The 26218-nt window shown below is 55.9% G+C and carries 13 protein-coding genes; 8 read left to right on the forward strand and 5 right to left on the reverse strand.

From position 1 onward, the window contains the following. The 7 genes from Pla52o_RS25230 (at position 1) to Pla52o_RS25260 (ending at position 15961) form a co-directional block, all read left to right on the forward strand. Positions 1 to 3942 carry a hydantoinase B/oxoprolinase family protein gene (locus Pla52o_RS25230; RefSeq protein ID WP_146597419.1) on the forward strand — a complete coding sequence of 1314 codons (3942 nt, stop codon included), beginning with the start codon at positions 1 to 3 and terminating at the stop codon, positions 3940 to 3942. A gap of 188 nt (positions 3943 to 4130) precedes the next feature. Continuing rightward, complete coding sequence (locus tag Pla52o_RS25235; RefSeq protein ID WP_231612650.1) at positions 4131 to 7646, forward strand: PSD1 and planctomycete cytochrome C domain-containing protein; 3516 nt, start codon at positions 4131 to 4133, stop codon at positions 7644 to 7646. A gap of 64 nt (positions 7647 to 7710) precedes the next feature. Next, positions 7711 to 9171: a DUF1501 domain-containing protein gene (locus tag Pla52o_RS25240; protein WP_146597420.1), complete on the forward strand. Its 1461-nt coding sequence runs from the start codon at positions 7711 to 7713 to the stop codon at positions 9169 to 9171. Positions 9172 to 9214: 43 nt separating this feature from the next. Beyond that, on the forward strand, positions 9215 to 10774 hold the full coding sequence (locus Pla52o_RS25245; RefSeq protein ID WP_146597421.1) for a HEAT repeat domain-containing protein: 1560 nt from the start codon (positions 9215 to 9217) through the stop codon (positions 10772 to 10774). Next, positions 10771 to 11031 (forward strand): hypothetical protein, encoded by a 261-nt coding sequence (locus tag Pla52o_RS25250; protein ID WP_146597422.1) that lies wholly within the window; start codon positions 10771 to 10773, stop codon positions 11029 to 11031. The genes Pla52o_RS25245 and Pla52o_RS25250 overlap by 4 nt, the downstream gene beginning before the upstream one ends. 72 nt (positions 11032 to 11103) lie before the next feature. Beyond that, positions 11104 to 15030 carry an FtsK/SpoIIIE domain-containing protein gene (locus tag Pla52o_RS25255; RefSeq protein WP_146597423.1) on the forward strand — a complete coding sequence of 1309 codons (3927 nt, stop codon included), beginning with the start codon at positions 11104 to 11106 and terminating at the stop codon, positions 15028 to 15030. Positions 15031 to 15244: 214 nt separating this feature from the next. Then, complete coding sequence (locus Pla52o_RS25260; RefSeq protein ID WP_146597424.1) at positions 15245 to 15961, forward strand: hypothetical protein; 717 nt, start codon at positions 15245 to 15247, stop codon at positions 15959 to 15961. A 71-nt stretch (positions 15962 to 16032) separates the two neighbouring features. Here the strand turns inward: Pla52o_RS25260 and Pla52o_RS25265 are convergent, their stop codons facing one another. Continuing rightward, complete coding sequence (locus Pla52o_RS25265) at positions 16033 to 17049, reverse strand: efflux RND transporter periplasmic adaptor subunit (protein WP_146597425.1); 1017 nt, start codon at positions 17047 to 17049, stop codon at positions 16033 to 16035. A gap of 182 nt (positions 17050 to 17231) precedes the next feature. Between Pla52o_RS25265 and cutA the strand changes: the two genes are divergently transcribed. Then, positions 17232 to 17558, forward strand: a complete 327-nt coding sequence (gene cutA, locus Pla52o_RS25270) for a divalent-cation tolerance protein CutA (protein ID WP_146597426.1) — start codon at positions 17232 to 17234, stop codon at positions 17556 to 17558. Between the two features lie 94 nt (positions 17559 to 17652). On the opposite strand, the gene Pla52o_RS25275 is transcribed toward cutA, so the two are convergent. The 4 genes from Pla52o_RS25275 to Pla52o_RS25290 form a co-directional block, all read right to left on the reverse strand. After that, positions 17653 to 17997 carry a diacylglycerol kinase gene (locus tag Pla52o_RS25275; protein WP_231612651.1) on the reverse strand — a complete coding sequence of 115 codons (345 nt, stop codon included), beginning with the start codon at positions 17995 to 17997 and terminating at the stop codon, positions 17653 to 17655. After that, entirely contained in the window at positions 17997 to 21251 is a 3255-nt protein-coding gene (locus tag Pla52o_RS25280; RefSeq protein WP_197169519.1) for an organic solvent tolerance protein OstA, read from the reverse strand. Before Pla52o_RS25280 ends, Pla52o_RS25275 begins: the two co-directional genes overlap by 1 nt. An 829-nt stretch (positions 21252 to 22080) precedes the next feature. After that, the gene (locus Pla52o_RS25285; RefSeq protein ID WP_197169520.1) at positions 22081 to 22767 is read right to left on the reverse strand and encodes a GDSL-type esterase/lipase family protein; all 687 of its coding nucleotides are present in this window, start codon (positions 22765 to 22767) and stop codon (positions 22081 to 22083) included. A 379-nt stretch (positions 22768 to 23146) separates the two neighbouring features. Next, the gene (locus Pla52o_RS25290; RefSeq protein WP_231612659.1) at positions 23147 to 26128 is read right to left on the reverse strand and encodes a zinc-dependent metalloprotease; all 2982 of its coding nucleotides are present in this window, start codon (positions 26126 to 26128) and stop codon (positions 23147 to 23149) included. Between the last annotated feature and the right edge of the window lie 90 nt (positions 26129 to 26218).

Consider the following 26218-nt stretch of genomic DNA (forward strand, 5'->3'; position numbering starts at 1 on the left):
ATGCACCTCACCGAAGTTTGGGCCGATGTTGGCGGCACGTTTACCGATTGCTTTGTCGTCCAACAAGGAGTGCGTCGAGCAACGAAAGTACTGAGCAGTGGCAAGGTCCGGGTGAGTGCCCGTCGATCCAGCGGAACGCTCAATCAGTATCATCTTGAGAGTCATGCGGGTGCCCTTTCGCTGCCAGATGATTTTTGGAACGGAGCTCAGGTTTCGTTATTGCAAAGGGATGCCACCGCGATCGTGCTCGGGAACGTCGTCGGATTTGATGCGAAACGCAATCGCATTACGCTCAATCTCGCTGAGCAATCGATCCAGCCCGATCGAGACGTGGCGATGGAAAGCGGCGACGATTCGTTGGTACTGGAATTCGACGCTGATTTGGAAGCCCCGGTTTTGGCAACTCGCTTGTTGCTGGGCTGCAAATTGCGCGCCCCCTTGCCGGCCCTTTCGGTTCGCTTGGGAACCACACGAGGCACCAACGCCCTGCTGACTCGCACGGGGGCCAACACCACGTTGTTGGTGACCGAGGGCTTCGCGGACGTGCTGCGGATCGGAGAGCAGGATCGCCCCGAATTGTTTGCCTTGGCGATTGAAAAACCGACACCACTGACCGAACACGTGATCGAAGTGCGTGAGCGCATCGACGCCAACGGCCACGTCCTGTTGCCCCTCGACGAGACAATATTGCGTGCGAGATTGTTACAAACCAAAGCGTCACGTGATTCTTCGTTGGCGATTTGTTTGATGCACGCTCATGTCGATGACACGCATGAGCGTCACATCGAGCGTGTGGCCCGTGAGTTGGGGTTTGAGCAAATCAGTCGATCGAGCGAAGTCGCGCCACTAATCAAACTGGTTTCACGGGCCGAAACGACAACCCTTGACGCTTACTTGAACCCCATTTTAGCGGCATACGTCGGTCGCGTTTGGCAACAATTCGGGGGTCAAGATCGATGTCGATTACGGATGATGACCAGTGGCGGCAATCTGGTAACCGCCGACGAATTTCGCGGTCGCGATAGCGTTTTATCGGGGCCGGCCGGAGGCGTCGTCGCCCTCGGGCATGTTGCCAAGTCGGTGGGATCCACCTCGGCAATCGGATTGGACATGGGGGGAACGAGCACCGATGTCAGCCGGTTCACAGGACGCGTCGGACGATGCTACGAGTCACGCGTCGCGGGACTCCGCGTGCTGACGCCAATGATGGACATTCGCACGGTCGCCGCAGGTGGAGGTTCGATCTGCGATTCTGTGGACGGACGGATGGTGGTGGGCCCGGCGAGTGCGGGCGCGGATCCCGGGCCCGCGTGTTATGGTCGTGGCGGGCCGCTGACGATCACGGATGTCAATCTGTTGCTGGGACGCTTACCCGCCGATCGGTTCCCTTTCCCGTTGGACGAATCGGCGGCGCAGCGGAGGATCGAGCAGGTGGCCGAGCGGCTTCCCAAGAGCGTTGAATTCCCGACCCTGGAATCCATCGCCGAAGGATTTCTTCAGATTGCGGTCACGCACATGGCCGAAGCGGTTCGCACCGTTAGCACGGCCGAAGGCAACGATGTACGACAAATGTCACTGGTCGGATTTGGGGGCGCCGCGGGCCAGCACCTGTGTCGCGTTGCCGATGCGTTGCAGATGAAACGAATCGTGGATCATCCCGATGCCAGCATGCTCAGTGCACTTGGAATGGGGCTGGCCGATATCGGTCGCGTGGTGACTCGCGGAGTCTATGCCGAACTGGACACCGCATCATCGGCGTGGATCGCTCCGATTGTCGAAACGCTGCGCAGCGAAGCTCGTGATCAGCTTGCAGCCGAAAACATCGACGGATTGCCGATGGGGTATTCGTTTGAATGCGACGTGCGATACCGTGGCACGGAATCGTCATTGCCGATCCCCTACGGACCGCACGACGATAGCTCCCTCGGTAATCAAACGCTCCCCTCGCTTGCCGAACGTTTTCACGCCAAGCATCTGCAGACCTTTGGGTACAACCAACCATCTCGGCCGCTCGAGTTGGTCGCGATTCGCTGCGAAGCAACATTGTCCCCCCCGACGTCGCTTAGCAAGGACTCGCACACGAAACCACATGGTTTGAAAACGAGCGAGTCGGGAAAACATTGGGACGCTGGGGGTCGGATCGAACGCTCGGAGCTGAAGGAGGGCGATATCCTCATCGCGCCGACGATGGTGATTAGCGACGATTCCACGTTAGTCGTGGAACCCGGCTGGACCGGCTCGGTATTGGCCGGAGGGACGATCCAACTGAAACGCCAATCCGAGGGAGGAACCAATTCCGAGACCACGTCTGAGTCTGAGTCTGAGTCTGAGAACGAGAACGAGAACGAGGCGGTACTACTCGAGGTGGTCGCGCGACGATTGCAAGGGATTGCCGATTCAATGGGTGAGGTGCTGCGCCGCACGGCGGTTAGCGTGAACGTGAAAGAACGCCGCGATTACAGCTGTGCAATCTTTCGTGGCGACGGCTCTTTGATCGCCAATGCTCCGCACGTGCCCGTGCATTTGGGAGCGATGGGTCATACCGTGCGTCATTTGATGAGTGTCTTCCCGAGGATGTCACCGGGCGACTGTTATCTGAGCAATGATCCGTTTTCCGGAGGCTCCCATCTTCCGGACATTACCGCGGTGACCCCTGTGTTTTGTGATCCCGAGGCGAGTCGAGGCCGCCCCGATTTCTTTGTCGCTTCGCGAGCCCATCATGCCGAGATCGGAGGGCGGACGCCCGGCTCAATGCCTCCGGATGCGACCTCGTTGGCCGAAGAAGGAGTCTTGATTCGAGATTTTGCCATGGTGCGTCACGGCGTTCACTACGAGCATGAATTGCAGACATTGCTACAAAGTGGACGTTATCCGTCACGCAATGCAGCGGAGAACTTGGCCGATCTCGCCGCCCAACGAGCTGCGGGGGAGGAGGGGGTTCGCTCACTCGTCGAGATGGCACGGACATATTCGGTAGCTCAGATCGATCACTACATGCAGCGGTTATTGGAAGTGGCCGGCGATACCGCGCAGCGGTGGATCGACACCCTTCCCAGCGAACCGATGTCGTTTACCGATTCGCTTGATGATGGCACCCTGATTTCGGTTGTGCTTGAACGCTCCAGCGACCGGCTGAGGATCGATTTCACAGGCACGGCGGCGGTGCACCCGTTTGGGTTCAATGCGACCCAGGCGATTGTGACGGCCGCGGTGTTGTACGTGGTGCGGATGGTTTCCGGATCGAATTTACCGCTGTGCGATGGCGTGTTGCGCGACATTGATTTGGTCGTCCCCGGTGGGCTGCTAAATCCACCGGCCCATGACGACCCAGCCCAATGCGCCGCCGTGGTCGCCGGGAATGTGGAAACCAGCCAACGCGTGGTCGATGTGTTGTTGGGGGCGCTCGGGGTTGCCGCCGCTTCACAAGGGACGATGAACAATGTCTTGATCGGCGACGAAACGTTCGGTTTTTATGAAACGATCGGAGGCGGATCCGGAGCGACCTCGGATCATCGCGGCGCCGATGCGGTGCATACTCACATGACCAACACACGGATTACGGATCCCGAGGTGATGGAGAGTCGCTTGCCGCTGCGAGTGCGATGCTTTGCGATTCGCCGCGGCAGCGGAGGTGCGGGAACGCATTGCGGCGGCGACGGCATCATCCGCGAATTCGAGTTTTTGAAACCGTTAACGCTGTCGCTGATCACCGGACGGCGGACGCGTTCCCCGTACGGAGTGGCCGGGGGTGAGTCAGGCGAGGTGGGCAAAAACACGCTAATTTCCGCTGGAACGACCGAAACGCTGCCCTGGGCGATCACTAGAGAGGTAAACGCCGGAGAGCGGTTAAGAATCGAAACGCCGGGCGGCGGCGGTTGGGGACGGTGCGAGCGTGACCCCGACGCGGAGCCGATCCACCCCCCACAGGACGCCACGCCTTAGAACCCCAACGCGAGCACAACTCGGTCGGTTGCTAGCCGCTACAAACCGCACGATGGAACTCGCCGAGCCGAGCTCGAGAGTGCTTTCAGCTTTGGATTCGGGTACATTCACGATACAATGAAACTCTCGCCTGATTCCGGATTCAGTCTAAGCGACGATCGTTTGGCCCCCCGCCAGGAAAATCTTCCATGAGCACCATGATCCACCTTCGCTACGTCGTTGGTTGGGCGTTCGTTGTCGCGTTTGCTGCAAACGTTCCCGCCCAACCGGTTGACTTTGGTCGGGATGTGCGTCCGATTTTGTCGGACCATTGTTTCGCTTGTCATGGTCCCGATGAAGAGCATCGCGAAGCGGATTTGCGTTTGGATGCCTCCGTAGGCGTTTTGAGCGTCGTCCAACCGGAACAGGTCGACCAGAGCGAATTGATCTCGCGGATTCTGTCCGACGATGCGGACACGTTGATGCCGCCACCCAAGTTTGGCAAACCGCTTAGCCAGGCCCAAATCGAAATTTTGAAACAATGGGTCGCCCAGGGCGCGACCTATGGGGAACACTGGGCCTTTGAAACGCCACAGAAAAAGAGCGTCCCCGCAGTCGCCATGCCATCGGCGACCGAAGCGATCGATGCGTTTATCGATGCCGAGCTACGCCGCATCGGATTGCCACCCAATGCCGCTGCGGATCGGCGGACCTTGTTGCGACGCGTCAGCTTGGATTTGACCGGGTTGCCTCCTTCGCAGCGTGACGCCGAACAGTTCTTGAACGACACGTCTGCGGAGGCCTACGAGCGTTTGGTCGACCGATTGCTGCAATCGCATCACTACGGCGAACACATGGCACGCTACTGGTTGGACCTAGTTCGATATGGTGACACCCATGGTTTGCATCTGGATAATTTCCGCGAAATGTGGCTGTATCGCGATTGGGTGATCGATGCGTTCAACGAGAACATGCCGATGGACCAATTCATCACCGAGCAACTCGCCGGTGACTTGCTTCCCGAGGCGACCGTTTCGCAAAAAATCGCGAGTGGTTTCAACCGCTTGAACGTGTCCACCAATGAAGGCGGATCGATCGTCGAGGAAGTGTTTGCTCGCAACGTGATCGACCGCACCGATGCCTTTGGAACAATCTTCTTAGGGCTAACCACCGGATGCAGCGTTTGCCATGACCACAAATTTGATCCAATCACGGCAGCCGACTACTATTCCCTCTCCGCATTTTTCAACAGCCTCGATGGCAAGGCGATGGATGGAAACATCAAAGATTCGCCACCCTCGATCCAAGTGGGAACGCCCGAACAATTGAAAGAGGTCGCTGAGTTTGATCAGGCGATCAAAGAGATCCGTCAGCAAATGGAAGGGCCGCTGGAAACGGTCGACCAAGCTCAGCTGATTTGGGAAAGCAGTTTGGGCACAACTCCGAAATCGGAGTGGACGCAGTTGACGCCTGCGACGGCAACCTCCGAAGCGAATGTCGAGATGCGGATTCGCGAGGATCAAGCCGTTGAAGTCGCTGGTAAGGTCGCCGCGAAAGACACCACGACAATTGAGATGCCGCTGCCTGCCAACGAACCCTGGAAAGCGTTGCGTTTGGAAGTGCTAACCGATACTCCAGAGCAACGTGCCGGATTGGCTTCCAACGGCAACGCCGTGCTCAGTGAAATCGTAGTGGAAATGCAGCACGGCGATGATCCCACGCAATGGATCCCAGTGCCGATCCGTGCTGCGATCGCGGACATCGAACAACCCGGTGGATCGTTCGCTGTGAAATACGCCATTGATGGCAAACTCACGCCGAGCGAAGGCTGGGCCATTGGTGGACATCAGCAAACCGGATCGCGAACGGCATGGTTTGATCTTGGCACGTTATTCAGTGAAACCGCCGCAGCGAAATTGCGGGTACAGTTGAAGTATCAATCACAGTTTGCCCAGCACCAATTTCGCGCCGTGCGTTTCTCGTTGTCCACAACGATGCCGTCCACGCCCGAGTCGCATCGGGTTCAGCGCGGCCCGATTCATAGTGTGGGCCCCTTTCCGGTGGCCACGACCGAACTGAGCTACGAACAAACGTTCGCATCCCAAGCCGCCGCGTTCGATGCCAAGGAAACATTCCTGTACGAAGATCGCAACTTCGAGTGGCAGCAACGTGACGACCTATCCGAAGTGGTTGTCAACACACTCGCCACGGTTGCGGATCAGGGCAGTGTGAATCTGTTGCATCAAACCGTTACGTCACCCACGGCTCAAAAGATCACGTTATTGCTGGGGACGAGCGATGGCCATGTCGTCTACCTCAACGGCAAGCAGATCGGGATTTCGCAAGGTGCCCAAGAACTCGATCCATTGGGGAAAGAGCTGGAATTGGATCTCAAAGCGGGCGACAACGAACTCTACATCAAGGTCGTCAATCACGACGGACCGTCGCTGATTTCGTTTGCCTATCGATCGCCGGTGGTGGAGGTTTCGCCGTCGCTCGCCGCCTTGGTCAAGACACCTCCAGCGGATCGCTTACCGGCAGATCGCGACGCGCTGCGGAAATATTATCGTAGCGTCTATTGCTCGCATCCCGATTGGTTGGTGCTCGTCGATCAAGAAAAAGGGATGATGGCTGCGGCGGAAAAAATACGCAGTGAATTCCCTTCGACGCTGATTTGGAAAGAACTTGAAACACCGCGTCAAGCTCACATCATGCTGCGCGGCGCCTATGACCAACTTGGCGCGGCGGTGCCGCGGGCGACGCCTGCGTTTTTGCCGCCGATGGACGAGTCCGATCCCAAGGATCGACTGGGGTTGGCAAAGTGGCTGTTGGCCGACGAGCATCCATTGACGTCACGGGTTGCGGTGAATCGATTTTGGCAACAAGTGTTTGGCACGGGGATTGTCAAAACGAGCGAAGATTTTGGTAGCCAAGGCCAACAACCGAGCCATCCCGATTTGCTCGATTGGTTGGCGGTCGATTTTCGCGAGCAAGGCTGGGACATCAAACGATTGATGAAGTCGATCGTGATGAGTGACGCCTACCAACGTTCGGCGCGATCCGAGCCGATCCATCAAAAACTAGACCCCGGCAATCGTTTATTGGCTCGCGGGCCGCGATTCCGGCTCGATGGCGAAATGCTGCGAGATCAATCGCTTGCCTTGTCGGGCTTGTTGGTTGATCAAATGGGAGGCCCCAGCGTGAAGCCACCGCAACCCGATGGACTGTGGTTGGCGGTCGGATATTCGGGCAGCAATACCGTTCGCTTCAAGGCCGATGAGGGCAACAAGATTTATCGCCGCAGCGTTTATACGTTTTGGAAGCGGACGAGTGCCCCTCCGCAATTCTCCACCTTCGACGCACCGAGCCGCGAATCGTGTATTGCCCGCCGTGAGCGAACCAACACGCCTCTTCAGGCGCTGTTGCTGATGAATGAGACTCAATTCCTCGAGTCGGCCAAGCAGTTGGGCAAGCAAGTCGCCGAGCAAACGGAATTGCCAACCCTCGACGAGAAAATCCAATGGGTGTTTCAGCGAGTGACCCTGCGACCGCCCTCGCCGCAGGAGACAAACGAATTAGCAGGATTGGTGGAAGATCTGCTGCTGCATTACGCCGACCAGCCGCAAGCTGCTGAAAAATTAGTGGGAACGTCATCAGCCGAAACCGCGGCTTGGACGATGCTCTGTAGCACGTTATTGAATCTCGATGAAGTGCTCAACAAGTAGTGCGATCCGTTGTTCCCCTTGAGTGGCGGCGGCCAAGAATTCACCTCGAATATCGAGACCCATAATGCAAACGAACCTTCGGTTGGAACAACTCACGCGGCGATCGTTCTTCTCACGATCTTCGGCCGGTATGGGCGCAGCGGCGTTAGCGTCGTTGGATGCTTCCACGGCTCAATCGGCGAGTGCATCGAGCACCCGCATTGGTGGGCTGCCAAACTTACCGCACCATGAACCCAAGGCGCGACGCGCGATCTACTTGTTCATGTCGGGCGGCCCCAGCCAAATGGACATGTGGGATCACAAACCGGCGATGGCCGATTGGTACGACAAGGATTTGCCCGAATCGATTCGCCAAGGGCAACGCTTGACCACGATGACCAGCGGTCAATCGCGGTTTCCGATCGCACCGAGCATCTACAAGTTTGCTCCACATGGTGCCGCCGGCACGATGGCGAGCGAGTTGATACCGCAGATGGCGAAAAAGGTCGACGAGATCGCGTTGATTAAAACCATGCACACCGAGGCGATCAATCATGATCCGGCGATCACCTATATTTGCACTGGGAATCAATTGCCCGGCAAAGCGAGTCTCGGGTCTTGGTTGAGTTACGGTCTGGGCACCGAGAATGAAAACTTGCCGGCCTTCATCGTGATGACGGCATCTTGGTCGGGACGCAAGCAAGCTCAAGCGCTCTACAACCGATTGTGGGGCAGCGGCTATTTGCCAAGCAAACACCAAGGCGTGGCGCTGCGCAGCAGCGGCGATCCCGTTTTGTACTTGTCCAATCCCGATGGGGTCGATCCTGCGGTGCGGCGACGGATGCTCGATTCGCTTTCGCGGCTCAACGGAGCGACCGCCGAGCGACTTGGGGACCCAGAAACGCACGCCCGTATCGCTCAGTACGAGATGGCGTTCCGAATGCAAACCAGCGTTCCCGAATTGGCGGACATCAGCGACGAACCGAAATACATTCTCGAAATGTACGGCCCCGACGTCACGACACCGGGCACGTTTGCCAATTGTTGTCTGATGTCTCGCCGGATGGCCGAACGAGGTGTTCGTTTTACTCAGATTTTCCATCGCGGTTGGGATCAACATGGAACGCTGCCCAAGGATCTTCCCAATCAATGTCGTGATGTCGACCAGCCTTCGGCCGCATTGCTGACCGATTTGCGACAACGCGGCATGCTTGACGATACGCTCGTCGTATGGGGCGGCGAATTCGGACGCACCATTTATTGCCAAGGCGGACTGACCCAGACCAATTATGGACGCGATCATCACCCGAAATGCTTTACCGTTTGGTTGGCCGGCGGTGGAGTCCAAGGAGGGGTGGTGCATGGCGAAACGGACGAATTTAGCTACAACGTGGTCAAAGACCCCGTGCACATTCATGATCTAAACGCCACAATCCTACATCTGATGGGGATTGATGATCAGCGGTTTACCTATCCATTTCTTGGTCTGGATCAACGTTTGACGGGGGTGGAAGAACCCCGAGTGGTGAGTGAGATCTTGAGTTGATCGGCTCGCCCTATGTCGAGAACTCTAAAGAAAACGATCTACTTTGCAAAACGAAACGCTTATTGCCTTGCTAGGCCCGTCCGCGGATCCCGTCGCTGCGGGATGGCGGTTGAGAGAACTTGCCGAAAACGAGTCGTACGACGGTGCGGATCTGATCCTTGAGCTGAGCGAGCAAGAGGACTTGGTGCGTCGCTCGGATCCCGCAATTTTGGGCGGACTGTTGCATGTGATCCATAGCTTGGTGATGCGTTCAGCCGCTGCGAGTGAAGGGGAAACCCTCGCAAAAGTCGAAACGCAACGGGTCCGACAACTCGACCAAACGCTGCCCGAGGCAACGCCCAATCGGCATTTGTTATTGCACCTCTTAGCGATGATCCAATCCGAAGATGCGCTCGCGGTCTTGCTCGATCGGCTTGAACAATCTCCGCCTGGGAAGTGGATCGAGGCGGCACAAGCGATCAGTCCCCTGATGCAAAATCCTCGCTGGAAAGTGGGATCGGTGTTTCCCCGCTTGCTGCAATGTTTACAGTACCCATCGCTAGCGGCGCCCACGCTTGATCTGGCCAACTTTCTGGCCCGCGAACACAACATCTCGCCGCATCCCGCGGCGGACAACATTTCGATGTTGAACCGTTTGCTTGGCGAAGTGAGCGCCCGGCTGGGCAACTTTGAAGAAAATCCACGCGCCTTTGGTGACGATGTAGAAACCGTGCAATCGACCTTAGGCGAGGCGGTATCACTGGCGGTGTCGTTATGCGACGCGGTCGGCTTGATCGGGGATGAGTCTTCGATTGGAAAGTTGAATCAAACCGTCGACTTAAAACATCGTCGTGTGCAATGTGAAGCGGCCGGTGCCTTGGCTCGCTTGGGCGATGAACTTGGCAAGAAACGAATCTTGGAATTGACGACCGATCCGGCCGCACGATTGCGCGCGATCGCGTATGCCGATGAACTGGGGTTTGGCGACTTGGTGGATCCCGAGTTGCGTTCGGAAACCTCCACTGCCGAAGCGGAAATGTCCCTGTGGTTGACGCAACCGCAACAGATGGGCGTGCCGCCGACATCGATCGAAGTGGTCGATTCACGTCGCATGTTGTGGCCTAGTTTTACCGATCGCGTCGACGTGCATTTGGTCCGTTTTGAATACAGTTTTGGTGAGCAACAGTACAGCAACATCGGGATCACCGGGCCGGTTACTTTTGCCATTTCCAATGATGTGGCCGATCTGCCGATCGACGATATCTACGCAATCTATGCAGGTTGGCACGCGGAGCACCCCGAGATCTTTGTGATCCCGGCGGAACAGTTCAATGTCGCTCAGCAGCGTGCGATGCAGGGCTACGTGAAGCATCTCGAGATGTTGGAATACGAAGAGATCAAACCCGCTCTATTGGGCTTTTTCCTTGATGAGCAAGCGGGCGTCTTCACCGCCCTGCGCGGTGAAATCGAGTGCATCGTGGTCACCGATGGCTTGGAAACGCTCGATCACACCATCGCAGGTCGAATTCGACCGCTGGCACCCGGAGACGTATTCAATCTCTACAAGGGGCGAAAAATGCTACGCACCTTTAATCCCTCATCGAACCCCAGTATGGATGAATGATGACATTCAAACTTGGTCCCGCTCAGGATGCTGAAAACCGAATCAAGCGTGATTTCAGCGAGTTTTCCCGGCTCTGGAGCGAGGTACGTGAAGTTTGGTTGGACGATCGTTGTCGCCAATTCGAGCAGCAACATTTATCCAATTTGGGACCAAGTTTGACCCGGTTCTCCTCGGCGTTGCAAGAGTGTTGTGAGGTGATTCGGCGTGCCGAGGAGGCACTCAACGACGATCGCGCGCGTTCAGACAGGTTAGAATAAAGCGTTTGCTGTTCTGAGATTCTTACTCGTCGTTCTTCGACGCTGTCTTTCTTTTCTGAAACGCTGCTGACAATGAAAGATTCATCCGTTGGTCCCGCTGGACTGCTCGCCCCTTCACGCCAACGCCGTTTGCTAGAGGCATTGGCGTCTCGCTTTCGCTCGAGCGTGAGCCAACAGCAAGCCTTAGCGGAGCGACATGCGTCCGAAAGCGAGCATGAGCAGACGAGCTTGAATTCGCAACGCGCCATCAAGACCGACGCGTGCCGACATCTACGGCATGAAATGCTGGTTGAATGGGATGCAAATGAAGAGCGGTTGACCAGTCAATATGAAACGCTGGCGATCAAGAACCGTCAAGAATTGAATCGTCTCGGTGCCGTTTATCGCAAAAAGGCCAGTGTGTGGAAGGATGCGATCGAGCGTAAAGTCAAAGCGAGAACGACCGCAATCCATCACCAATACAACGAACGCAAAGACAGACCGGGGAAACTCCGCGACAAAGAAATCGAGCAAATCAATCAATCGCTCAACCCCATCTATCAACACGTCGAGTGGGCGCGGGCGTTGACGTTACGGCGGCTCGATCGTCTACCCGAAGTGCTGCCAGCGCAATCAGCCGAGGACAATCAACGGCTGCCAGCCCCCAAGGATGTCCGAGAATCCATTGACGGGATTGATTTATTGACACGCCGATGCAAACAAACCGTGGTCGAGATGCAATCGGGAGCCGCATCCAAAATCGTCGATTCGTTCTACCTGCCCGCCGGGGTGGGCGTCTTTATCTTGATCTGGGCGGTCGGTGTAATGGCGCTGAAGTTCGATCCCCCTTGGTTGCCCATGGCCGCGGGGGTACCGATCGCGGGTGTGATCGGGTTCACCATCTTTCTGATCTTAATGATGCCGCTAAAACGGATGACGCGGCGACTGCATCCGGTGGTCGAACGGATTGCCCAAGCGGCCGAAGAATCAGCCGCAACGGGTCGCAAAATTGCAGCCAAGGTCGCTCAGGATGCGTCGCTCGAATTGATCAACCAACGCGATCTCCATCTTGAAACGGCGGCCCGTTGGCGATTGGAGCAACTACAACTGCTCGAAGAAACGATCAACGCAGAGCGTGAACAAGCCAAAGAACGACTGCTTCAAGCACTCACCAATGCGAACAAGGAATACAAAACGGCATGGAATCGACTCAGCGAAGCGATGATGTCCAAGGCCGATAAGCTTGCCAACCGAATCACCAGCGATTTGGCCGACACCGATCAATCGCTGGCCCAACAACGTCGTTTGGCAAGCGAAAAACGGCTGCAGGAATACGCAAGATTGGCGGATCGGCTTAAACGGGGTGTGAGTGGCGGGTTAAACCGGATCGACCAAGCGGCAAACCGGGTCGAGTCGCGTTTTCCGGATTGGCAAACGGTGCTCGACACCAGCGTGTCGGCCCCCCCAGCGACCGATTATTTGCCGGTTGGACGGCTAAGAGTCGCCCCCAGTTTGCGCAACATGCTGGACCATTCGCCAGCCCTCGATGCATCGTCCTGCGAAACTCCGCAAGCGGAGAATCCAATCTCCAACGAGATTGCCAGCCTCCAGGAACTCGAGGTGCCGGAGTGGTTGCCGATCGTACTTCACCGCCGCTTGCATAGCGGTTTGGTGATTTCAGCGCCCTCGTTTTACCTGGATGACGCGATCGATCTCGCCCACCAAGTGCTGTGGCGATTGTTGACCGGGGCGGCACCCGGGCGAGCCAAGTTGACGCTTATCGATCCGATCGGACGCGGCCAAAACTTCACAAGTTTTATGGCGTTCGCCGATCATGATCCGACGCTGGTGGGACATCGCGTCTGGACCAGTGAATCGCAAGTGAGCGAGCGGTTGGGTGAAATTGCTCAGCACATCGAAGACGTGTTGCAAGCGAGTTTGCGCGATCGGTTTCAGCGTATCGAAGACTACAATGAAGTCGCCGGTTCCATGGCGGAGCCGTACCGCGTGATCGCTGCGATCGGGTTCCCCGAAGGCTTGACCCGTGACGGCTATCGCCATTTACAGGCACTGATCGAAAGTGGGCTGCGTTGCGGCGTTTTCACGATCCTTGTCTGTGATAAGTCGAAACCATGGCCAGCAGAAACCCCGCTGCCGAAAACAAACAAGTTGTTACACCTTGATGTCAGCGACGAGGGCCAGTGGCATCTGCTCGAAGACGGGTTACAGGAATTGCCATTTGAACCGAAGACTTCCCCTCCCACTGGATTGCGCAGCGCCTTGGTGGAGCAGGTCGGATTGGCGGCGATCGCCGCGGCGCGAGTCGAGATTCCGCTGGCCGATATCTTAAAACAGGATCACGCCGCCGCCGGCTCGACCTCGGATCGAATTGAAATTCCTATCGGCAGCCAAGGGGCAAACCGGCATCTCGCGCTCGACTTGGGCGAAGGCGTTCGCCAGCATGTTTTGATCGCGGGGAAAACGGGGTCCGGCAAAAGCACGCTGTTGCACGCCATCATCACGTCCGGTGCCTACCACTACACGCCCGACGAATTGCAGTACTACCTACTCGACTTCAAAAAGGGAGTCGAGTTCAAACCGTACGCCGACGCCCACTTTCCACACGCCCGAGTGATCGGGATCGAAAGCGAGCGAGAATTTGGCCTGAGCGTACTGCAACGCCTCGATCAGGAATTGCAGCAACGGGGCGAGAAATTCCGGAGCGTCGGCGTTCAAGAACTTAGCGAATACCGCGAAGCAAGCGGCCAATCGATGCCTCGTATCATGTTGGTGATCGACGAGTTTCAAGAGCTGTTCGTGCGAGATGACCGCTTGGCTGGCGATTGCGCCATGTTACTCGATCGATTGGTGCGGCAAGGGCGTTCGTTCGGAATGCACGTGATCCTCAGTAGCCAATCGCTGGCCGGTGCGTACTCGCTGCCACGCGCCACGCTGGGTCAAATGGCGGTCCGTATCGCGATGCAGTGTAGCGATGCCGATGCCGCATTGATCCTGGCCGACGATAACACCGCGGCTAGGCTGATCGCTCGGCCCGGAGAGGCGATCTACAACGATGCCGGCGGTTTGATCGAAGGCAATCAACCCTTCCAAGTCGCTTGGCTCTCCAATACAGCCCATCGTGAAATGTTAACCGCGATTGCAAAACGCGATGAACGCGCTGTCGCATCGCTACCACCCGCCGTCGTCTTCGAAGGAAATCGCCCCTGCCGCTGGACACCGAGTCTGGCCAATCAAGTTCTCGCTGCCGCTGAGGACAAGTCGCTTTACGGCTTGCTTGGCGAAGCCGTCGAAATTGGTCCACCGGTCTCGGTTAAGTTGACGCGTGATACCGGACGCAATGTGCTGCTAATCGCGCCGGCTGAATCGCGGGGCGCGGTCATAGCTACCTGTGTGGCCAGCTTCTGCAAATCCGATCCACGCACCCAAATCATTTATTTCGAGGGGACAAGAGTCGACGATGCCGAATCGATTGCTCCATGGTTGGGTGAATCCTCGGTCTCGGCAACGATCATCAAACTGCGCGATGTCGAAAGCGAAATGGTCCGCGTGCATGGAATCGTCCAAGAACGGATGAAACAAGAGGGTGACTTTCCAGCGATCGTCTTGGTGATCGATCCACTCGAACGCTTTCGAGACCTGCGACAAGACGAGTCCTTCCAATTTTCGCTCGACGCCGCTCCAAGTTCGCTCAGCGGGGCGACGGCATTTCAAGAATGCTTGCGCGACGGGCCAGCGGTGAATGTGTTTTCGATTGTGGTCAGCGGCTCGGCGGAAACCCTCTCACGATGGTTGCCGCGTGCGTCACAGCACGATTTGGAGTTGCGGGTTCTCGGACGAATGAACCCATCGGATTCCTCGCTCTTGATCGATACCCCGATGGCCGCAGAGCTGTCGGCCGCAACGATGCTAATCTATGACGATTCGGATGGCCGAATCAGTAAGTTCCGACAATGTCATCGACCAAGCGCCGGAGACGTCAAATCATGGCTCCAATCGTAGCTCGCCGGGCGTCACCGAATCCCGCGCGCGAATCCCGCGATTGACAGATCACGCACAACTGTCGTCACGCGGACCTGCAACGCGCCATCAAACCGATTCAACGCAAGCGATTGCGGTGGCGTGAAACACAACAAGAACGCCCATTTTATCGTTTGGCACGAACAATGCGTTGTGAAACTTCTGAAAGCCACCCCTCTTTTTTGGAGCGATCACAATGTCACGCCTTCTCCCAATCGCCACGATCATCATGATGGCCATCACGTCGCCACAAGCCCGCGCCCAAATCACGCAGGTTGATGGAGCTCCGCCGCAGGCATTGCACTCAGCCCCCCTTCACGATTCGGGGTACAACGACGGGTACGACGGACACATTTACCATGACTATTGGCATCATCCGCCACACACCCCCAGCGTGACTCAATTGGACACCTACGCCGATCAACTTGCCAAAGTGGCTCGGCATCTGCACGAGGACGCTCATCGATTGTCACAAGACTACGAGCACTCGGAGTCGATCGAACGGTATGTGGACCAAATCGATCGGCTGCAACAACACATGCACCAAATCCTTCATGAAGCGGCGGAGGCGAATCGCACCTCCACCGGGTTGATCCAACACATCAAGAGCGACGTTCGCCAAGTCAAGTCTCTTTTGAATCAACTTTATCGCGAACTTCAACATCAAGGGTTTGATGGGGCGCGAACCAATGACTTTCATGCGATGGCACATATGCGTCAAGTGGTGGTTTCCGAAGCGAACCCGCTCATTCGCCAGCTTGAGGTTGCCCTCTATGGATACACCCAACCACAGGACGTGCATCGTAGCTTTCGTCATCCCGTTCCTTCGCCTTGGTATCCTCACTCTCGAAACCCGCACTCTCGAAACCCGCACTCTGGGATTCCTCACTCTGAAATCCATCACCATCACTAAACCACGACCCAACAGCCTCGCGGTTGTAATCCCCCCCCCTCGCGCGTGCGAGCGGGTTGGGGCGGTCTTCTCTACGGCTGGACGATCACCTTGCCTCGCATTCCGCTCCGCAGCCGCAGTGTGGGATTGTCGATCGTCGCCCACAAGCGAACTTGCCCCGTCACCGGTTGCAATTCGGGTGAGACAAACGTGACCTTGCCGGTGAACTTTACCGAGCGAGTCGATTCCATACCAACGCCAGGCAATTCGTCACAGATGAATTGAACCTTGCGTCCGACCAGTTCGGAGCCGAATCGGCGTCCGTCAATAAAGCATTCGGCGCGAATCGGATCAAGCGAGATGATTCGGACTAACGGCTCGCCAGCTTCCACGGGCTCACCCGGTTGCACCGTGATTTCAACGACTTGGCCCCCGACGCTCGCTTGAATCGCGTGGTCTTGCACCCGTTGCTCCGCGATTTGGACGGCTGCCTGAGTTTCGCTGGTTTGAGCAATCGCAATCTGTTGTTCGTGTTGGGCCTGTTCAATCGAGAGTTCTGCTTGGTCGACGACGAGCCGCAATTTCTCGACCTCTGAATTGCTAACCGCACCGGCAAACTTGGAATTGGCCTGCTCGCTTTGCTCCAACTCGCGAAGATGAAACTCCATCGCACGACGAGAGTAGCGTGCATCCACATCGCTGTTGCTTTTCAATGTCGCTGCCTTATGTGCGGCAACCGCCGCCTTCAATTCCATGCGAAGTCGCTCGTCGTCGAGTTGGATTAGCAACGCATCCTGGTCAACGGTCGCTCCTTCGCTAACCTCCACCCTCTTAACCACTCCGGCGATCGGCGAGGCGATAAACGTATTTTGAATGAGGGAAACTTGAGCTTCGGGGATCTCAATCGTCTGCGGCGCGCTCGGCTGTTGTGCCATGCTGGGCGTGCACGTCACCCACGTGAACAGGGCGACCCACGTGAGTAGCGAGAATCCAACCAGGGTTTCATCGTAGCGGTAGCGTGCAATCATCACAGGGCTCGGCAAGTCGGTGTGGGGGACGTTGGATGCGAGAGAAAGCCCACGAAGTAGGGTGCTTCCACTACAATCCATGTTTACAAATCGCTAGGGAAATCATTTCGCTGTATTCGCTTGCCCCGAGTTCGCACTTCTGGCTCACAATCCCCAGCGTGGCGAGCCAACTCAATCAAGTGACAACACAATCAAATGACGCAGTTTTCTGCCAACCATTGCTTAGTAATCTAAGAGATTTCTCGACTTAACGGAACGGAAAAATGAAAGAATCGCCCACTCTAGCTCTCGTCATCTCTACGGTTGAATTGGAAGTGGACGCCAATCGGTTGGCGAGGGAATTGGTGTCCGAGTCACTCGCCGCTTGTGTGCAAATCGATGGCCCGATCCAAAGTTGCTATCGATGGAATGACCAAGTGGAACATGCGACTGAATATCGCTTGATGATCAAAACGACATTAACGGTTTGGCCGACGTTAAAGGAACGTCTATTGAAACTGCATCCCTACGATGAACCGGAGATCATCATGGTTCCGATTGCGGATGCGAGTGAAGGCTACGGTGCATGGGTCGTGGACCAGACGACCTAGCGTTGTGCAAAAGCCCTAGCGTTGTGCAAAAGCTCTGTCCGAAAACCTTGACGGCAGCCCGCGCCGTGGCTCACCGAATCGTAGGCCTCACTTGCTACAGCAACACCAACACCCCGATCGCGGCAGCTCCGATTGCGGTCACAAGCACCGCCGCAGCGGCGGTATCCAATGCGTCACCGATCTCCGGATGACGTTGTGCGTGTAACACTCGAACGAGTCGTTCGATCGCAGTGTTCATCAACTCCGCAGCGATGACGACCGTGATCGCGAGGATCAACACCGCCCATCTCCACCACTCAAATTCGAGATACGTGGCAATCCCCAACACCACGATTGAAGCCAAGACGTGGATTTGCAAACTGGATTGATCCCGCAACGAGATCCCCAGTCCACGAAAAGCAACCGCAAATTTGAGCCCAAAGATTCGCATCGCTTGCATCACTCGAGTCCCTCAACCCCAGGCGGTGGAATCAATTGTCCCCCAACACTCCCAAGTCGTGGGGACGGCCAAAAACGAGGCTCGACCATGAAGCCGAAACCAACATTATCGCGTCCACTATCGACATTGATGCCCACACGAACCAAGAACGATTCGCCGATCCGAGTCAATCCATAGGATTGACCAATGTTTCCGGTCGCACCAAAGTCGTAGGTCATTCCGGACGAGGCAATCCATTTTTCATTGAGTCGATAATCCATCGTGCTGCGGAATACCGTGCTGCTGATTGGCCCTTCGAGCGATAACAAGCCAAGGTAGACTTCGCCTACGCCGGGACGACTGGTGCGCACCCCTGCGCTGATCGAACGCAGCCCCGAATCAAACAGATCGAAATAGCCATCGCTTAGCAAACTGACACGGTCCCCAATGTGGTAGGCGGAATCATAGGTTGCCGGCCCCACCGTCTCGCCGAAATTGTCTCGATCCGCTTCGGGAAAGATCAACACATCGGTATTGAAATGGAACAGATCCACAATGCGTTCACGTCCTGGCAACCCACGTTTGGTTTGAAAACGTTGATCGAGTCCGAGTCTCACTTGTTGCAAATCGTCCGCAATCACATCGCTGCCACTGACGACATACTTTTGCGTGCCATGGCGAAGGGCGTAAGTGCGAGGATCGAAGGTGCCTGGCAAAACCCCAGCGTAGTCACTGGTAATGAATCGACGACGAAATTGTTGTTGTGCGTGGTCGTCCAAGGCATCGTACATCGGCAATTCATCGAGATCGGTATCGCTGTCGGCGTAGAAGTAGTCCACATTCCAATCCAACTTGTGAGCCAAACCACGGATATTTAGCAAACTGCTTTGGATGGTGGGGTCGACGCGTGACATCGGCAAACTCGCTCGAATCCCCCCTTGGCCTAACAATCGTGTTAACGAATCACCGTCGCTGGCCTCGCCATAGTGGGCCGCTTCTCCGGAAATGTAGGGGACGACTTTGATCGGTCCGGTTTGAAGGGGCAGTGACAATTCTTGGCGCGTTCGCGCCACCACGCCTTCGCTTTGGATTTCTCCGGGAAGCGTCGACATGCCGGCCGCTTCGACAGGATCGTCCGCGGTGTCCGCGACATTCAGTCGTGAATAACCGATGTGATTGTGCGCCGACCATGTAAACAGGTCCGCCAGCAATGACCCTCCGATCAAGTAATGATCCAGCGCCGGTAGCTGCTCGGTCTCTTGAAAGAAGTCGTTGACCTGAGCCTGAGCCGATAGCTCCAACAGATTGCTGTTGTAGTATTTGCGTAGTCGTATCGAGGTATCGCGGTTCTTACTCTGATCCCATTCCTGTTCGTAATATTGCTCGAGGAAGTTGCGATCACTGATCGCGCCAACTTCGGCAATGAACTCGTAATCATTCGGCAGGACGTGTCGGTGCTGGAAGATTGCTTTGCCACGCAGCGTTTCTTCGGGCGTCAAATTTTTGCGTCCACCGCCGAGCGTGTCGGTCCCCTTGTCGTCGATCCCCCAAACATCCAAGACTCCGTTGACAGGACCTGGAACGCCCAACAGGGCCGGAAATTGGTAGCTCATCATCGTGCCGAGCGCCGGACCACGGTCGCTCAAATAGTCGGTCGACAACTCCCATTTCAAGCCTTCGGGGGCATTCTCGATCCCGAACAACTGCAGCAGGTTAAAGTCCAGCAGCACTTGGTTGCCAAAGATGCTGTCGTTTCGAACGTTCACCCCACTGACGAAAAATGTGGGTTCACGCAGGGAGGTTGCAAATCTCGGCCAATACAAGATGGGGACACCCCCAAAGTACGTAAAGTTATCGCGACTGCTGACAAACGGATCACGGCGTACCGATGCAACTCCGGTGATCGGATCGGCGACCATCGTGTTTCGATCGGTTAATTGCAATTGTTCGCTTTGCAGCCAATAGCGAGGCACGCCCATGCGGCTGCTCGTCACCGCAGCATCGAACGCGACAAAGTTACCGCGGGCGACTTGTTGCAACACGTCCGCTTTTAAACGGACGATCCCTTGGTAATTGGGAATCGTCGTGATCGTTTCGGCATCGAGCACGATCCCTTTTTCGCTGTTGACGTTGTAGTACATCGATTCGGCGTAGATCACTCGCTCGCCTTGGCGGACAACAATGTCCCCTTCCAAATAGAGCTCGCCTTGGGCCTGCGATAAATCCGCCGATCCATTGAACAGATTGGTCACCAAGGGAAGCCAACCGACAATCCGATCGGCCGACAACGAGATCGTGCCCAATTCCATCAGATCGCCGCCTGGCATTTGTGCCGTCACGTCGCGCACCAGCACGGTGACCCCGCCGCGGGCGATGACGACGGTTTCGCCTAACTCAGGACGGTTGATGGTTTCAATTTGAGGTGGCATCGTGGTACCACGTGCCAGAAACTCGATACTGCGTGTTCCGCCGCCAACAAAGAACTGGAATCCGCCACTCGTGGCGCCATCGGATAACGTGATCGGGGGCGGTGGAATCGGTGTGCCATCAGCCGGTAGCAACAAGTTCGGAGCGACGCTTTCGCTGACTTGCGGTCGCAGTTGGGATGCATAGGGAGAGTCCCCCGACAAAATTTGTTGCGTGGGCCCCTGTGCCGGTTGGAACGCATCAGCCGACATGCCCCGTTCGGACATGTCCCATGCGGGAACACTCGGATTCGCAAAATCGGGTTGTTGCAATTGCCCCGTCTGATACTGGGTTTGCACGACGTTGCCCGAATTCTGCTGGCCCGAATTCTGCTGGCTCGCATCCTGCTCTAGCGCAAGCGATTCGGAATGGGACGCGAGCCCCAATCGAGTCGGTTTAGGCGACTTCAGAAAACGAACCAAACGAGGGACTTGGTCGGGGCTGCCGCGATACAGCGGCGCTTGGACTTCAGGATCCACCAGCGTCAAGAAATTCATCACGCGAGGCCCAGAGCGCGTGCCATCGGCCAAGGGTATCCCGTCGGCGACGACTTCGGTGCGAACTTGCCCCACGTCACCACTGACGACCACCAGGATCGAGGCAGCGGAAACTTGGGTTTCGCCATGCCGCAGCAGACAATCCCCTTCGAGCAGCGAGGCTTGCGAGGTGCCAATCGCCCAGCGATAGATCACATTACCACTGACTTGAACCGGATCCGCACTGACATCGCGTTCGCTCGCCATAGCGGTCGTTTGCACTGCAAACGCTAACAAAACAAACGCCATCGCCGCGCTCAGCGGAATTCTCAATGGACGCGCGAACCCCGGTGCCAGCTCACGCGTGAAGCGTCGAAACCTGGCTAATCGATTATCGGTGGTGGCGTCCTTGCCGACCAAGAGCGTGGTATCCCCAGAGTAAAAGTCGTTTCGCGGAGTATACGAATGCTTTTCCTCCGGTCACAACCGTGAAAATCACGTGCTAACGCGGGAAAATCACCCTTGTCGCAAAATTATTTGCGTGGAACACAGTGAAACACGACCACGCCCCGCAAATATGGGGGGGACGATGCGATACGGGCCTCCCTTTGGAGCAATCGAACGTGCGCTCATTACCGCGCCCTCAATTACCGCGACCCCGGTTTGATTCATTGGATCACGGATTCCTTGCGGCGATGTGTTTCATCCCTCGACGCGTGGCGGCTTATTGATTCAGTGCGTTATATCGGATTCACGATCAACCGCAGGGCGCAAGCATGAGTTGCTAAAACTTCCGAGTTGACGCCACATTTGCTTGCACGGCTTTCATCCCCCTGGCTCCGCTTCCATTTACACCAACGGCGTTAACAACTTAACCGCGGGTAAGGGTCTTGCGAGCATCGCAAGTAAGCTCCACCCCTGAGATGCGATCGCCCACGACTTTTCCGTCGCACCGCTACAAAACCACCCGATAGAGCGTCAAAGAAAGTGCGATTAATCGCTAGCCCGCGGTTCTCAGCCGAGAACCGAACGATAACGCAACGTCAAAGAGCATAAGCAAGGGTAAATCACTCATGACTCGGTCCCTTGCTAACGCGTCGGGTTGTGATTTGATGGAAAAACTCGATCGTCGATTTAGGCGAGATTGCGCTCACGGTGAACGCTACGGCTTCATCGAAGCTTGTTCGGCACGCAGGCGGAAAATGTCATCCAGTCGACGACGAATCAACGACCCCCACAATTCGTAACCGTGCTCATTCATGTGCAATTTATCGGCAACAAACAACTCCGGTCGTGGTTGATCATCCGCCGTCAAATAATGCTCGGCGGTCGGGATCAAATAGGTGTCCGGCGTCGTCAACGCAATCTCCTTCAACAAGGCATTGACCGCTCGAATCTTGTCCCAAGCGGCGAACCGACTCTCAGTAGGTGTAACCTCGACCAACCCGATCGCCGCATTGGGCTGATGAGCTTGCGACACCCCAATGATGTACCGCACCCACGCTTCGATCTGCTCTAGCGAGTGGTCACCGGTCCGCCCGGCAACATCATTGGCGACGAAGACCACGAGGCCGCGGTATTGATGGGGCTCAATCACACGTTTGGCAAAGACCGCCAAATCGCTGAACTTAGCCCCACCATACCCGCGCTCGATACAGCGGTAGGGAGCCATGTCCTGGGCGATTGAATCCCAAAGGCGAATGCTGCTGCTACCGATGAACAGAATCGATTCTTCGTTGCTTCGAACCGATTCGTTTTTTTCCTCGAGGGCGACAATACTGGTTTCCCAGCGTTCCAGAGCCGCCTCGCGATCGGCATCGGAAATGGGGACCTCCACCGGGGATGGCACCGTGACGTTCTCGTCCGGGGACGCGGTATCTTGGCCCCTGGTGATCGAACTTACTGAAAAACACAGGCAAAGTGTGAGCGGAGCAATAACGGGTCGAAAACAATCGTTCATGGGGAAGAGTCAGCAGAGGAGGGGACGGGTTTCATCGCACATAACTACCCCCGTTATAGTTCAGCCGAAGGCAGTCATCAGGGGAATCGACTTCCTTTGTTGGCTGTCGCTTAAAAAGCCTCAGCGGAACGGGGGGACATATTCGCCGTGCGATCCTAATTGTCCAACAAAAAACCCCGCTTGAAAACCAAACAGGGCTTCCAAACGGGGCTTCACAGAGGGGGGGCGTCTGTCTTGCGAAAGACGGTCGTTGCTTCTCTCAACGCGACTATGGCGTATAGCCGTGCTGTGGCTCTTCACCGAACAACAGCATCATGCCTCCGCCACCTTGCGACTTGCTGTTGTAGGTATAGCCGGCTTCGAGCGCTCGTGCGATCCGCTCGGACGCTTCGGACAGATGAGCATAGGAATAGGCATCCATCTTCTTGCCACACTTTTTCATCGAAGCATCAATTCGCGTACGTAGCTCTTTTAATTCCATGCGGGCAAGATTGCTGATGGGATTATGAGCCGCATTGGAATTCTTTTGTTCCAAGACAAGGTCCACAAGACGTTGCATGTGTTCACGTTGCAAGTTGCGACGAAGCGAGCTGATCATGGGCTTGCGATCGTTGCGGGCTTCGGGGCACTCGAGATCGAGTTCCGTCCACACGGCTTTACTAAGCGTTTCCAACAGTTCGGGAAGCGTCAACGCATCCTGATCCGCTGGCAATCGCATTTCATTGTCGTAAACACGACGCAGCGTCGTCGGGTTCATCAACATCGTTAATGAACTCGCTTGGGCAGCCAAGATTCGATCATGGATCGGCCAAGTCGATTCGCTATTCATCGATCCATGTCCACCGCCGTCGAGCCACTTGTCGACACTCATACGCTCAAGCAATTCCGGGGTTAAACCGTATGCTTCATCGGTGAAGGAAGTGTCGATGACAAACTTCAATGCATCGCGTTGCTGCTCTGCGGGAACCACTTCCACGGGCGGACGGTTGCCTGGGTCGCCCTTCTTGTCGCGGTAGATAAATGCACCGCCAACCCAGTTCGCCATCATGCTAACGCTGCGAGTTTGCAACCCCAGCGTCAACTCATAACCACGACGAGCCTTGGCCCAACTGTCACCATCTTTAACGAAGCGATCGAGCAAACGATCTCGATACAGTCCGACAAGCTTGGTTTGTTCTTTGCAATACTCAAGCGGATCCGCTGCAAAGTCATAACGTCGAGCCAACGGATCAGGACCGCTAGTGTCTTCGTCGGTGGCGTATTGCAGTTCAGGTTCGCTGCATCGTTTGAGGATTTCCGGCAACTTCTTCTCGTCGGCCGTGTAGCCATACTCAATGGCCCAGTGATCATAGGGTCCGATGTCGATCATCGCATAATCACCCTGGGTCTCCCCCGCTTCGAAGCGGTAGTTGATCGGCGAGTAATCCATCACCGATGCGGCAAAGGTTTTCTTGCCTTTGACATCGTTGCTGTTGATATCCGCCAACTTCATCATCGCAGAGGCTTTGAAGTTATGACGCAATCCGAGCGTGTGGCCGACTTCGTGGGCCACCAGATCCGCAAGCAATGGACCGACAAACCATTCCGGCATGCCATCAAGAAGCTCATCCGCTTCCGATTTGGATTCCTCGGCATCGGATTTCGGCTCTGGGGTGTCTTCGGCTACCTTTTCCTCTTCGGCTTTTGCCGCTTCGGATGGCTTGCCGGCATCCGGAGCAGTCTCTTGCTTGCCCTCCTCAACCTTGGCAGCCTTCTCGGCCGCTTCTTTCTTCTTCTTTTTCTTTTTCTTCGCGATCTCTTCGTCAGCCAGTAGAGCGAGGCTCCAGTTCATGCGAGCGATCGCGAGATCAAGATTCTTGCCACTGGCGGCCATGCAGAGGCCGTTCTTTTGACTGATTTGACCGAACAATCCGTCATACTCATCGTCACCTAACAATGACGAGTCAGCCTGAGCCATCGCGTAACCCGCCATGGGAGCGTGCGATTGACGAGCATGCTGAATCTTCAGATTGGCGGTGTCTTCAGGACGCGCGAAGCGAATGCGTGGATCCCAGTTGGGATGCTGCGCAAGCCAGGCGAGCGTTTCAGGACTCGTCCCTTCCATTGCCAATTGAGGCATCAAATCGTGATAATTGAAATTGAAATGGCGAATCCAACCATCCGTCAAGATAATATCGGCATCGAGGATTTGGCCCGTTTCGGGATGCACGCGACTTGGACCAATCGCGGTGCCGACGTCATTGTTCAACCAACGAATGAAGTTGTAACGAACATCCTCGGGGTTTTTCTCCATATGAGCGCCACTGACGGCGTCTTGGTACTCGATCACAATCGCGTCGACGAGCCCCACCTTTTCAAAGGCCTTGTTCCAATAGTCGACACCGTTCTTGATCCAGCGGCGATAGCGTACCGGAGCGGTATGCTCGACATAAAACCGAATCGGTTCCTTGGGAGGGCTGAGTTTTAGTTTGCTGTCGCGTTTTTCCAGGTTCCAACGATTGATATAACGTACCCGGGTGTCATCGTCCTCGTAGAGGCTTAGGTCCGAGAACGAAGTCGTAAAGTAGCCGATTCGCTCGTCCGCTTTGCGAGGCTTAAAACCGTTCTTCGAACTGGGAACTTCGCTAAACGAATAGTGGATGGTTTGCAATTTCCCCGCGCCGCCCACAATCTCGAATGCGATCTCAACGTTTTCGGGAAAAACCTTGGCCGATTCAATCTTTTGCAACCGGGTGTTACTTACACGAACCGAAGCGCCGAAGAAACGACTCGCGTTACCGACCAACAATGCATCCAGGTCGACAACCGGCCCCCCGTTGGGTCCGGTTGCGAGAATGGGAACATCCAACAGGACTTCATCGGTGAACAAGCGTTTGACGGATGCTTTGGATTCCGCATCGCCCGTGGCTCGAATCTCAAGGTTCGGTGAAATCAATGCCAAGCGATCGCCATAACGACGCCACTGGACCACCCAGTCACCCGATTGCAATCCTGCAAATTTGTCACCACTGCCAACAGTCAAGGCAATGAAGTAGCTCTTGCCTGCAAACGCTTTAGGAAGCTCTCCCAAAAGCTGGGCGTCTTTTTCACGTTGCCATAGATTGAACAATCCTTTCGGATTCTGTTGATCCGATACCGGCACGGCAGTATAGCCCTCACTGACTTTGTCAAACGGTGCTAGGTCGGCATAGCTAAACGGGACAACCGCGACCGCAAAGAGTGCGGCGGCAAGACATTGAATCGGTTTTATTCGGATCACTTCGGCTCTCTTTTTATATTGCCAGAACGTTGTGTATTGCCAGAAAATGGGAGCTCGGACGGCAGGAAACCGAGTGTTCTG

Source organism: Novipirellula galeiformis, assembly GCF_007860095.1.
Lineage (GTDB): Bacteria > Planctomycetota > Planctomycetia > Pirellulales > Pirellulaceae > Novipirellula > Novipirellula galeiformis.